The following is a 13,043-nucleotide window of genomic DNA, read 5'->3' as shown; positions in this document are numbered from 1 at the left end:
GTATTTCTGCTGTTGGCATCTCTACTTCTGGCATTACCTCTTCCGGAACTTCCTCTACTGGCACTTCCGCTGTTGGTAGTTCTACTTCCGGTACTTCTGCTGTTGGCATTTCCATTTCCGGTATTACTTCTGCTGGAGCCTCTTCTACTGGCATCTCTTCCACTTTTTCAATTACATTAGCTGTTGATTCTTCCATAGGCATCTCCGTTTCCTGCGTCTTAGACATCTCGCTTACTGATTCATCTTCCTGTGGAATTTTCTCCATTTCTCCCAAATTTTCTATAAACTCATCATAGCTTTCTTTTGACACCTTAACCAATGAATTAATAACATTTCCCACTTTCTGCATATTATCCATTGAGGTTCTACCATCTATTTTTAATATATCAATAGCAATCTGCTTGTATAAATTTTCAATAACTCCAAACGCCTTATTTATGTTTCCCTTCTCTGCAAACTTATTTGTTGCCCAAAGGCAGAGTATAAAAGATCTGGGTGGAGTCGTCTTAAACTTAATTCTTGCCTCTGCAGGTAAAATTCCCGAATTTTGATCTACATAGGTTATATCTGTTTTGCCTTCGCCATTGTCAATTAAGGCATTAAGATAAGTTCTTTCCTTTTCATCTAATATGCCATCTTGTGCTATTAAATAATATGCAAATCTTTGCACATCGCTTTCAAAAATATAACTATATGAATTAATTGACCATCTGTTATCATGGCCAAAAACTTTTTCAACATAAGCAAAATACTCTCTTAACTTGTCATATGTCTTTTTCGTTATTTCTAACGGCATTCAATTCTCCTCCTTTTTTGGTGGTTTCCTGTACAAAATCCCTAATATTTCTATCGGTAAATTTTTCGATATTAAAATACAATTAAAACAATATAAGGTTATTAATTTTTTCTAAAGCAAATTATTTGTAATTTTTAGCAAATCCCCTAAAATGGCACAAAAAAAGCAGTGCAGACCATCCCCCAATGGTTTAACTTACACTGCCTTATAATATAATTTATACATTTTCATCTACTGATGCACCTTTAATATCATCCTCAATTAATTTCATCTTAGCTACAATAGCCTTAATTTCCTCTTTAGTATCATTAAGCTCATTTTTACTATCAACAGCTTCCATAACAATACCAAGTATTTCATCTATAAATTTTTCTTTTTCTTTCTTTTTCTCCTTAGCTTCATCAATTCTTTCTTTAAGTTTTTCCTCTTTCTCAGCTTTTTCTTTAGCCTTTTCTTTCTCTTTTTCGAATTTTTCCTCAATATTTTCTTTAGCTTCTTCCAAAATCATGGAAATTATATCCTTTGAAGCCGCTTCCAAAACAGCATCTGCCTGTTCTTTAGCATCATGCATAGTATGAGATTTATACATTTCACGAAGGCTCCGGGTTAAAATCAGATTTTCATCTTTAATATCTTTAATAGCATCATTTATAGTCATTCTATAAGGTGCTTCCCCGGCATACAAGGCTAAAGACATTTCCTGATATTCTGTAAGCCCGTTTTTCTCAATTTGCTCAATTCGTTTTATTTCATCTTCCGTAAGAGAAATTGAAGCTTCCGGATTCCAGGATTTTCTTTGCTTTTCCAACAATTTCAAATCTTTTTCTTCCTGACTGTTTTCATCAATTCCAAGAGAGTTTCTTAACTCACCCCTTTTCTTTTCAACTTCTTTGATATTATCATTTGCCTCATCCATTTCCATGTACAAATATCTAATCCTATCCCGCCTTTGATCTAATCTATCAGCAAGCCTTTGATCACTGGCAAATGCATCAGAAACTATTTTCATAGCTTTTTTCCTTGCTTCTTCCCTTTTTCGTGAAATCGGATCCAATTTTTCTTTTAAAGACGAAAAATCTATTGTATTCTTATCCTTTGTTTTTTTCTTTGAATCCTTTTTACTTCGTGCTATTAAAGCATCCTCGCTTAAATTCATTATTTTACTATTTACCTTCATAACCAATTCTCCCTTTTGCAATTCACCTTGACCCAAGATAAAATGCATTAAATAATCAACCTTATTAGTAATGAGTAATTCTCAGTCAGAATTGACAAGCCGAAAAACAAAAAAGATATAGCAACAATCTTGCTATATCCATAAGCATCTCAATCCCTGAGAATAATCTGAAATCCATTTCTTTCTTACAGAAAAAGCAGTAACTACTCCCCCTTAACTTACTTATCGACACAATACTTATTGTAATTTAACTTTTTCCACAAAAAATGAGATGAATCCACTATTTATTATTTTGTAAAGCGGACATTCTTAAAGCCGCTTCGCTACTTCCTCATGAACGCAGTGGCACTTTGTGCCACCTGTCAGAAGGGGCTTTAACCCCTTCTGACACTAGTAAGCTTATACCCCCGCTTAAAGCTTACGCTTTTGAAGCGGGGGATTGCTTACACTGCGTTCAAACCAATACCCTATTTTCTTATCAATAAAAATGAACTATTAACTATTCCTGCTATAATAACAAGCCATCCTGCCTGATAAAGAAAATATAAAAGAAAAATCGGCATGGTCACCGGCATATCCGTTAAAAACAATAGACTGCTACTGTTTTTTCCCCAGCCATATATGCTGTATTTTCCAATTATTTCATAAAAATCTCTTGCTAATAAGGCTAACCATACTAAAATTCCATATAACATTCTTATTTTAAGGGCAGAGATTCTTCTTTTTTTCATGCCCACAAGAAAGAAAAAATCACATAATACTTTATGTTTTTTCTCATAAATATTTTCAAAGACAACCGGAACAAGAAGCACTGTCATTACAGATACCCACAAAAAAACTTTTCTTTCAGGTGGAATAATTCTGAATAATTTAAGCCAGGGTGTCTGATTTAAAAAGTCAGCGTTTTTATTTTCATTTCTTCGCATTTCTACATCATCAATTTCCAGGGAAATCTTATCTAAAGCATCCATCTGAATATCTATTAATGTATCATCAATACTTTCATCTGTAGCTGCTTCTTCCATTTTGGTATAAAGCTTTTCTCTTTCTTCTTCAATAAAAGTTCTTTCATAGCCTACTTCCAATTTTTGGACTTCATCAGCATAATAGTTGTAAAAATATTCATTAAAATCAAAAAAATGCCTGTTTTGATATGATTTATATGTTAACCCCATAACAAATAGCAATAACACTAAAGCCCCCTTTGCTATTATAAAAAGTTTTTTTCCTTCAAAATAAAGCAAATCATGGTGTCTTACAACAAATAACTTTCTTAAATTAAAAATATAGTGTGATAATCTTTTCTTGTTTTTTTGTGGAATATAATTCCTATGGAAATAACTTCCGACTAAAAAAGAAATAAGACCAAAAATCACCATTGTAAATATCAATAAATCCGTCCCATTAACACAATGATTACATATATTCACATTTATATAATTACAAAGAAGTTTTTCAGGACACAGTAGATTGTAATAATTAAAAAAATGAAAAAATGCTATGTCAGAATGTATATTTATACCATTAAATACTTCATATTGAAATAAAAAAAATATAATCAGGCCTATGAAAACCTCTAAATAAGACCAAAAAAATCCGGATAAAAGATATATTAAAAGCAATGTCACCATTAGTCCAAGCCATTTCATTATAAACCGTACTATAAGAATTTCCCAAACCGAAAGCTTTAAAGGGCTGGTTATAAAACCTGGTATTGACTGAACTGTATTAAATAATCCTGGCAAATCAGTTGCAAATAAAAGTAAAAATACGCATATTATTCCAGATGTTACATAAACCCGAGAAACCTTAAAAGCTGCAGCCTGCAATTGATTAAATGAAAGATTTCTTCTTCCCTCTAGTGTGGTTTTTAGAAATGCCCTTGTTTGCCAGGAGTCTTTTGAAAAAGCCCCCAGGCCAAAGAAAGGTACCAAAAATAAATATGGAATATTTTGCCATTGTCCAAAAAACAAAGTTGATATTCCATACATGTAGGAAGGCTTAACCTTAATATCTTTAATTTTTTTATACTCTTTTGCAGTATTTTCCAGATTTTTCTTATCAAATTCAGTCTCTTTCTTAAAAATACCGGTCAAAGTATTTTTTTCTTTATAATTAATAATCTGATTGATATAGTCGGGAAAATTATTTATATCATTTTTATATGTGTCGTAGTCTTTTTTATACAAGAATTCTACATCCTTTGAAAAAGCCCCCTCACTTTTCCACATTAAAAAGCCTTCATAAATTGTATAACCCTTACTTTTATCTATATAAATTTGAAAAAATAATCCCAAAACAAGAATCGCAGTGACTATAATTTCAACCCATAAAGCTTTTTTTCCCAGACTAAGTTTTTTTATCTCATATTTAATTTTTTTCATTTCCCCCATTGTCTAAACCTTCCTCTCGGCAAAAATACAAATAAGCTTTTTCTAGGTCTGATAAAAAACCTTCTTCTGATACTTGTCCACCCACTTTTTTATACATCTCATCAACAAGCTCTTCAGGTGCCATCGTTTTTATTATTTCCCCATGATTAATTAAAATTACCTGATTTGCCAATGCTTCTATATCAGAAACAATATGTGTAGACAGCAAGACTATAGTTTCTTTGCTGATTTTTACCAAAAGGCCTTTTAAAATCATTCTTTGTCTTGGATCTAATCCTGTAGTTGGTTCATCAAGAAGGATAATCGCCGGGGTATTCATCATGCTTTGCGCTATCATTAATCTTTGTTTCATTCCACCAGAAAATATTTTTATTTTTTGGTGAGCATTTTCCCATAATTCCACATCTTTAAGAACTTTTTCTATTTCATTTTTTATCTTTTCCTTGGGAATTTCCTTTAAAGATGCAATATAATCCAGATATTCATAGGCAGTAAAATCCGGATATAATGCCTGATTTTGTGGCAGATAGGATAATGAACGTAGATAGTTGCAGTTTCCCTTTAGCCCCGTTTTGATTTTCTCTTCATTCCAATAAATCTCTCCTGAACTTTTAGATAAAGTCAAGGTTAATATTTTTAGCAGAGTGCTTTTCCCTGCACCATTAGAGCCCAATAGCCCATAAATCCCCGGTGTCAGAGTAATATTCACATTTTTTAAAGCCTCTTTTTTACCATACTTTTTATTTAAATCTAATACCTTCAAACAATTCATTTTTCTTTTTCCCTTATACCAAACTAGAATAAATATGCATATTTTAGTATTTTTTTCATTATTTATAACCCTTTTTTACCATATCTTTTTAATCTATTACCTTCAAACTATTCATTTTTCTTTTCCCCTAATACTATACTAAAATAAATATGCCGGCATTTATTATATTTTCTTCGCTATGTACATATTTTCTAATTATTTTTTACAATTAAGCTTTATTTCAACTTTGGATTTTTTTATTATTATATCCCCCACTTAATGCGGGGGATAACCTTTTTGCCTTCATACTATCATTTTATAGAAAATTCCTCTTTATTTTCAAATTTTCCTTTTAAATAATCTTCTTTAGATATAGTATAAATATTGAAACTACTATCAGTTTCAACATTTGTATAAATTTTAAATATTAATTTATCTTCTGTTTCTTCAACTAACCGATATTTTAAATTTTTTTCATCTGTAAAAGCTAATTTAGATTCATTTTTCTCTAAATCATAATAATAAATTTCGCTCTTATCATCTTTTGATACTTCATAAATAAGCTTTGAGCCATCTATCAAGGATTTCATAGAATATCTGTTTTCAAAAAATGGAAATCCATCGATTCCATCTGTTACTAATTCAAAAGTCTTCTTATCGGTGTCAAATAAGTAAATGTCAAACTTTCCATCATTGCCATTAACATTTTCATCATAATATTTTGTACAGACATATTTATCTTTATATTTACCAAAAAATTGAAGTTCTGGAAGTTCTCCATTATAATTACCATCTTCATCTAATATAGATATTAATTCAGATTTATATATTTCTTTTGTGCTTTTGCTTTCTATGTCATATAGTATATAAGCTTCCCTTGAAACATTATTTCCTAAAGGTGTAATGTTTCCTACTATTACAACTCCGTCTCCAATATATTCAATCTCTGAATATTCTGATGCATCTTCATCAACTACTTTTGGAAGAGTACTTAGTTCTATTCTATCCCCTGTTTCAAGATTAATTCCCTGGATAACCTTAGTTTCTACACTATCGTTTCCAGATTTGTCTTTTATGGCATCATATATTGCTTCCACCCATACATAGCCATTATGATAAATAGCTCTTACAATATCAACAAAGGTATAAGAGCCAACCTTTACATCCGTTAAATCCATTTTATATAAAACTTTTTGCTGTTCTCCGGTAACATCTTGCGAGTGCAATTTAATATCCTTGTCATCTTTCTGGAAATAGTATACTTTTCCATTATAAAGCGCAGCACCAAACACTCCCATAGAATTATCTCCAAACCAGGCTGCACAATCGTTTCCAAAATGCTTACAATTCGTATTTCCACACAAAACATATCTTTCTTTTGTAGAAAAGTCATATACTTTTAAAAGTCCGTCCTGACCATAAAGAAGACCATCACCATAGGAAGCAAATGCACCATTATCGTAAAATGGTTTTATTCCTTCTACTAAATCATCATGCACATTACTCTTAAAAGAATCGTTTTCCGCTTCCTTCTCACCACAGGCAGATAGATAAAGTAAAAGACAAGCTATGACAAGGATTACTGTTATTTTTTTCATTTTTAATACCAACTTGTTGATCCGGAGTAAGATTTTCCATTACAACTAAAAGAATGTCCAGTTGTAATAGAGGTTACATTATACATATATTTAGTAGATGGTTGATAATAGTTTGATTTTCCACTTTTTTTAACTCCTGTTTTACCTAGTGTATTTTTCGCTCCACCGCTCATACAAACACTTGCTTTGGCACCTAATGTCTTGGTGTATCCATACACTTTCTTAGATGATTTACCATCTCCTATGTAAGTAACATCATATTCAGTTCTTATTGTTGCAGTTTTCCCTGAAGCACCTGAACTGCCATATACGGTATATTTGTTTCCATCCTTATCTTTAACCGTTGTAGAAATTAGTTGCACCCCATTTGCAGCTTTCACAATAGCATTTTGCTTATTAACTTCATCACATCTACCAGATGCAAATGAAACATTAGAAAAGCTAACTGTCATTATTAAAGTTAAAATTATTAGTGATTTTTTTTTGAACATTATTAATCCCCCTCTATTTTTATCATATTTATATTATAACAATAAATTTTTATAAATCAATGAATAATTTATTATTAAATTAAAGAGTCAAAAATGAGGCGCTAAAACTTTGTGAATCTATGTCAGATGCCCAAAAAAATTAAGTTATTTAGGGAAAATGATAAAAGATCAGCCTGAATTAGAACTTACAGAGTATATGAAACAGATTATCAATATAGTAAAATAAGAATTAATTTTTAGAAAAGGAAATAAACAAAGTTTTTCCTATTCATAGTATACTAACAGTATGTATTTTTGAGTTAGAAGGAGGTTTTATTATGACGTTAAAGGATGCTATTTTATTCAGACATTCTGTAAGAAATTATAAATCGGACAAAATTGAACCGGAGAAGATACAAAAGCTAAATGAAAAAATTATTGAGCTAAATGAAGAAGGGAATATCCATTTGCAATTTATTGAAGATGCTGGGAATACTTATAACAAGCTTCTTAATAGGGCTATGGGGCTTGGGTCTGCCCCTAGCGTAATTGCATGTGCAGGCCCCAATGATGAGACACTTGATCAAAGAATTGGTTATTACGGAGAGAAACTTGTCTTATATGCACAATGTCTAGGTCTTAATACCTGTTGGGCAGGAACCTTTAACAAAAAGAATATAGGTGCCGAGATTTTATCTGGGGAGCGATTGGTAATATCTATAGCAATAGGATATGGAAAAAATTCCGGAAAACAACGAAAATCAAAAAAAATCGAGCAAGTAACAGATGTGCATGGAGATTTACCTGAGTGGTTTAAAAACGGTGTAGAAATGGCACTTTTAGCTCCAACAGCAATTAATCAGCAGAAATTTATCATTCATCTAAATGAAGATGAGACAGTTGAATTCGAAGATAAAGGGGGCGTTTTAAGTCAGGTAGATATCGGAATTGTAAAATGTCATTTTGAAATTGGTGCGGATAAAATGATAAAATAAAGAGTTTTTAACGATAAAAAAGGCTTCCAAGAAAATCCTCGGAAGCCTTAAATTTACTATATTTTTAAGATATAAATAAGAAATTACTCGATGATAGAAGCAACTCTTCCTGATCCTACTGTTCTACCACCTTCACGGATAGCGAATGTAAGACCCTGCTCCATAGCGATTGGATGAATAACTTCGATAGTCATTTCTACGTTATCTCCAGGCATGCACATTTCTGTTCCTTCTGGTAACTGGATAACTCCTGTTACGTCAGTTGTTCTGAAATAGAACTGTGGTCTGTAATTGTTGAAGAAAGGAGTATGACGTCCACCTTCATCTTTTGTTAAAACGTAAACCTGAGCAGTAAATTTCTTGTGGCATGTAATTGAACCTGGTTTAACAAGAACCTGTCCTCTTACGATGTTTTCTCTTGATACACCACGAAGTAATGCTCCGATGTTATCTCCAGCCTGTCCCTGATCAAGAAGTTTTCTGAACATCTCGATACCAGTAACAACAGTCTTCTGAGTTTCTTCTTTAATACCAACGATTTCAACTTCTTCGTTGAGGTTGATTACACCACGCTCAACTCTACCAGTTGCAACAGTACCACGACCTGTGATTGTGAATACGTCCTCTACAGGCATAAGGAATGGTTTGTCAGTATCACGCTGTGGATCTGGAATATAGTCATCAACAGCAGCCATGAGTTCCATGATCTTGTCTCCCCATTCTCCTGATGTATCCTCAAGAGCTTTAAGAGCTGAACCCTGGATAACTGGTACATCATCACCTGGGAAGTCATACTCGCTTAATAACTCTCTGATTTCCATTTCTACTAACTCAAGAAGTTCTTCATCGTCTACCATATCACATTTGTTCATGAATACAACGATGTATGGAACACCTACCTGACGAGCAAGAAGGATATGCTCTTTAGTCTGAGCCATAACTCCGTCAGTAGCAGCAACAACAAGGATAGCTCCGTCCATCTGAGCAGCACCTGTGATCATGTTCTTAACGTAGTCAGCATGACCTGGGCAGTCAACATGAGCATAATGTCTCTTTTCTGTCTGATACTCAACGTGAGCTGTAGAAATTGTGATTCCTCTTTCTCTTTCTTCTGGAGCTTTATCGATGTTCTCGAAAGCAACAGCTTCATCAAGACCAAGTCTATCTGCTAATGTCTTTGTGATAGCAGCTGTTAAAGTTGTTTTACCATGGTCTACGTGACCGATGGTTCCAATATTACAATGTGGTTTGTTTCTCTCGAATTTTTCTTTAGCCATTTTAAAAACGTCCTCCTTAAAATCTTCTACCATACGGCTTTTCGTTTATTGTCTAAACAAATTGGCTCTAATACTATAGATTATATTTTAAATCTATAGCATTTTCAAGCCTTATTTACCTAATTGATGGGAATTATTTTGCCAAGGAAGCAATTACCTTTTCCTGAACACTCTTTGGAGCCTGTTCGTATTTTTCAAAGAACATAGAATAGTTTCCACGTCCCTGTGTTGATGAACGAAGCTCTGTTGCGTAACCAAACATTTCTGAAAGTGGAACGAATGCACGAACAATTTTTCCATTACCTACATCATCCATTCCTTCGATCTGACCACGTTTAGCGTTCAAACTTCCTATTACATCTCCCATGTATTCTTCTGGCATTGTTACTTCAACCTTCATAATAGGCTCAAGTAAAACTGCATCACCCTGTCTCATAGCATCTTTGAATGCCATAGAACCAGCGATGTGGAATGCCATTTCTGATGAATCGACTTCATGGTAAGATCCATCATATACTGTTGCTGAAACACCAAGTACAGGGAATCCAGCAAGAACACCTGCTTGAGCAGCTTCTTCGATACCTTCACCAACAGCTGGAATATATTCCTTAGGGATTGAACCACCAACTACTGTTGATTCAAACTTAAAGGTTTCCTCACCATTTGGATCCATAGGCTCAAATTTAACTTTACAATGTCCGTACTGTCCACGTCCACCTGACTGTTTAGCATATTTGCTGTCGATATCAACAGCTTTTGTTATTGTTTCCTTATAAGCAACCTGTGGCGCACCAACATTAGCTTCTACCTTAAACTCACGAAGGAGACGGTCAACAATAACTTCAAGGTGTAACTCACCCATACCAGCGATAATAGTCTGGCCTGTTTCCTGATTTGTATGAGCACGGAATGTAGGATCTTCTTCTGCTAATTTTGCAAGAGCTTCACCCATCTTACCCTGGTCATTTTTAGTCTTAGGCTCAATAGCAAGCTCAATAACCGGTTCAGGGAATTCCATAGACTCAAGAATTACAGGATGATTTTCATCACAGATTGTATCACCTGTACCTGTAAGTTTGAAACCTACAGCTGCTGCGATATCACCTGCGTATACTTTATCAATTTCATTACGTTTGTTAGCATGCATCTGTACGATACGACCAACACGTTCTTTCTTTCCTTTTGTAGCATTAAGTACATAAGAACCTGAGTTACAAGTTCCTGAATATACACGGAAGAAAGCAAGTTTTCCAACAAATGGGTCAGCCATAATCTTAAACGCTAAAGCTGCAAATGGTTCATCATCTGATGATGCTCTGGTAATCTCATTACCTTCTAAATCCACACCTGCGATATCAGGTACATCTATAGGAGCAGGCATGTATTCGATAACACCGTCAAGTAATTTCTGAACACCTTTGTTTTTGTAAGCAGATCCACAAAATACAGGAACAGCTTCACTTGCGATTGTTCCTTTTCTAAGAGCTGCTTTAAGCTGCTCGATTGTTGGCTCATTGTCTTCAAGATACTGTTCCATAAGATCATCATCTAATTCACAAATCTTTTCAACAAGGTTTTGATGCCACTCATCAGCTTTATCTTTTAAATCATCAGGGATAGCTGTGATTTCAATGTCTTCACCCTTATCATCTTTGTAATAATAAGCTTCCATTTCGAATAAATCGATAAGACCGATGAAATCATCTTCCTGTCCAATAGGAATCTGTACAGGAATAGCATTTTTTCCAAGACGATCAATAATTGTCTGTACTGAATAGTAGAAATCTGCACCTAATTTGTCCATCTTATTGATGAAAGCCATACGAGGTACATTGTAAGTATCAGCCTGACGCCATACATTTTCTGACTGTGGCTCAACACCAGCTTTAGCATCAAATACACCAACAGCTCCGTCTAATACACGAAGAGAACGCTCAACTTCAACTGTAAAGTCTACGTGTCCTGGTGTGTCAATGATGTTAATTCTGTGCTCTTTAGCTCCAGCCTTTGGTTTATGATGATCTTCTAATGTCCAATGACAGGTTGTAGCAGCAGAAGTGATAGTGATACCACGTTCCTGTTCCTGCTCCATCCAGTCCATTGTAGCTGATCCATCATGAGTTTCACCAATTTTATAGTTAACACCGGTATAATACAAAATACGCTCTGTTAATGTTGTTTTACCAGCATCAATATGAGCCATAATACCGATATTTCTAGTTCTATCCAATGGATATTCTCTTCCAGCCAAGGTATTTTCCTCCTTATTTTACTTAGTCAAAAGACAAATAAATCTATATATAATTAAAATCTGTAATGAGCAAATGCTTTATTAGCCTCTGCCATTTTATGCATATCTTCTTTTCTCTTAACAGATGCACCTGTATTATTTGCTGCATCCATGATTTCGTTAGCAAGTCTTTCCTGCTGAGTTTTTTCTCCTCTAGCACGTGAATAAACTGTTAACCAACGTAAGCCTAAAGTCTGACGTCTGTCAGGTCTTACCTCGATAGGTACCTGATATGTAGCACCACCGATACGTCTTGCTTTTACCTCAAGAACAGGCATTACGTTATTCATAGCTGCTTCAAACACTTCAAGAGCAGGCTGTCCTGTCTTCTCAGCGATTTTTTCAAATGCTCCATATACAATCTTTTGTGCTACACCTTTTTTTCCATCTAACATGATATTGTTGATGAGCTTTGTAACAATCTTACTATTGTACATAGGATCTGCTAATACATCTCTCTTCTGAGTATGTCCTTTACGTGGCACGTTACTTCCCTCCTTAATCACTTTACGAATCTTAACGATTCAATTAATTCATCGGTACTCACATGTGTCTTTCTATGTGTTCATGCTGCTTGAATTCCAACACTACCATAGTTCTGTTTGTGATTACTCTGCCTGATATGTCAGGCGATTGTTCTTACAAAATTATTTTCCAGCTTTTGGTCTCTTAGCACCATATTTGGAACGAGCCTGTTTTCTGTTTGCAACACCGGCTGTATCAAGAGTTCCTCTGATAATATGGTATCTTGTACCAGGTAAGTCCTTTACCCTTCCACCTCTGATAAGAACAACGCTATGTTCCTGTAAGTTATGACCTTCACCTGGAATGTAGCTTGTTACTTCGATTCCGTTTGAAAGACGAACTCTGGCGATTTTTCTAAGGGCTGAGTTAGGTTTCTTAGGAGTAGCTGTTTTAACTGCTGTACATACACCTCTTTTTTGTGGTGAAGCTGTATCTGTAGCTTTCTTTCTAAGAGAGTTATATCCCTTTAAAAGTGCTGGTGCAGTTGACTTCTTTACATTAGAAGTTCTTCCTTTTCTTACTAACTGGTTAAATGTTGGCATCCAATTCACCTCCTACGGTAATAAAATAAAATAGTTCTATAAATGTATAAAAAACTCCATACACGAGATAACATTATATACTTTTAGGTATATAGTGTCAAGCTTTTTCATATATTTTCAATATTTATTGTAGATAAATTTCTATTTTATTTATTATTTTTTTATAAAAAGGAAAGGCAACTGAAATCAATCAGCTGCCTTTCAGGTCTGTTTTTAATTTTTGTGCGTT

At 34.0% G+C, this 13,043-nt stretch carries 11 protein-coding genes; 1 reads left to right on the top strand and 10 read right to left on the bottom strand.

Annotated elements, in window-relative coordinates; genetic code table 11:
* The 6 genes from BM153_RS13725 to BM153_RS08850 form a co-directional block, all read right to left on the bottom strand.
* The coding region (locus tag BM153_RS13725; protein ID WP_330392049.1) for a hypothetical protein at positions 1–796 on the bottom strand (796 nt) is incomplete at its 3' end.
* 217 nt (positions 797–1,013) lie between these two features.
* Positions 1,014–1,973 carry a hypothetical protein gene (locus BM153_RS13500; RefSeq protein WP_143088294.1) on the bottom strand — a complete coding sequence of 320 codons (960 nt, stop codon included), beginning with the start codon at positions 1,971–1,973 and terminating at the stop codon, positions 1,014–1,016.
* Between the two features lie 467 nt (positions 1,974–2,440).
* Positions 2,441–4,366, bottom strand: a complete 1,926-nt coding sequence (locus BM153_RS08865; protein ID WP_092872862.1) for a hypothetical protein — start codon at positions 4,364–4,366, stop codon at positions 2,441–2,443.
* Positions 4,344–5,138 carry an ATP-binding cassette domain-containing protein gene (locus tag BM153_RS08860; protein ID WP_092872860.1) on the bottom strand — a complete coding sequence of 265 codons (795 nt, stop codon included), beginning with the start codon at positions 5,136–5,138 and terminating at the stop codon, positions 4,344–4,346. Before BM153_RS08860 ends, BM153_RS08865 begins: the two co-directional genes overlap by 23 nt.
* Before the next feature lie 290 nt (positions 5,139–5,428).
* Complete coding sequence (locus BM153_RS08855) at positions 5,429–6,715, bottom strand: TolB-like translocation protein (protein ID WP_092872858.1); 1,287 nt, start codon at positions 6,713–6,715, stop codon at positions 5,429–5,431.
* Positions 6,716–6,717: 2 nt separating this feature from the next.
* The gene (locus tag BM153_RS08850) at positions 6,718–7,206 is read right to left on the bottom strand and encodes a hypothetical protein (protein ID WP_092872856.1); all 489 of its coding nucleotides are present in this window, start codon (positions 7,204–7,206) and stop codon (positions 6,718–6,720) included.
* Between the two features lie 317 nt (positions 7,207–7,523).
* On the opposite strand from BM153_RS08850, the gene BM153_RS08845 reads away from it, so the two are divergent.
* The gene (locus BM153_RS08845) at positions 7,524–8,180 is read left to right on the top strand and encodes a nitroreductase family protein (protein ID WP_092872854.1); all 657 of its coding nucleotides are present in this window, start codon (positions 7,524–7,526) and stop codon (positions 8,178–8,180) included.
* 83 nt (positions 8,181–8,263) lie between these two features.
* On the opposite strand, the gene tuf is transcribed toward BM153_RS08845, so the two are convergent.
* The 4 genes from tuf to rpsL all read right to left on the bottom strand — a co-directional run bounded on the left by tuf (position 8,264) and on the right by rpsL (position 12,814).
* On the bottom strand, positions 8,264–9,457 hold the full coding sequence (gene tuf / locus BM153_RS08840; RefSeq protein WP_092872852.1) for an elongation factor Tu: 1,194 nt from the start codon (positions 9,455–9,457) through the stop codon (positions 8,264–8,266).
* A gap of 133 nt (positions 9,458–9,590) precedes the next feature.
* Positions 9,591–11,708 (bottom strand): elongation factor G, encoded by a 2,118-nt coding sequence (fusA, locus tag BM153_RS08835; protein WP_092872850.1) that lies wholly within the window; start codon positions 11,706–11,708, stop codon positions 9,591–9,593.
* A gap of 53 nt (positions 11,709–11,761) precedes the next feature.
* Positions 11,762–12,232, bottom strand: a complete 471-nt coding sequence (rpsG, locus tag BM153_RS08830) for a 30S ribosomal protein S7 (protein ID WP_177205628.1) — start codon at positions 12,230–12,232, stop codon at positions 11,762–11,764.
* A gap of 162 nt (positions 12,233–12,394) precedes the next feature.
* The gene (rpsL, locus tag BM153_RS08825; RefSeq protein WP_092872846.1) at positions 12,395–12,814 is read right to left on the bottom strand and encodes a 30S ribosomal protein S12; all 420 of its coding nucleotides are present in this window, start codon (positions 12,812–12,814) and stop codon (positions 12,395–12,397) included.
* Positions 12,815–13,043 lie beyond the last annotated feature (229 nt).

Origin of the sequence: Acetitomaculum ruminis DSM 5522 (genome assembly GCF_900112085.1) — a bacterium.
GTDB lineage: Bacteria > Bacillota > Clostridia > Lachnospirales > Lachnospiraceae > Acetitomaculum > Acetitomaculum ruminis.
The sequence above is the reverse complement of the archived record's forward strand: the minus strand, read 5'-3'. Positions and strand labels throughout refer to the sequence as shown.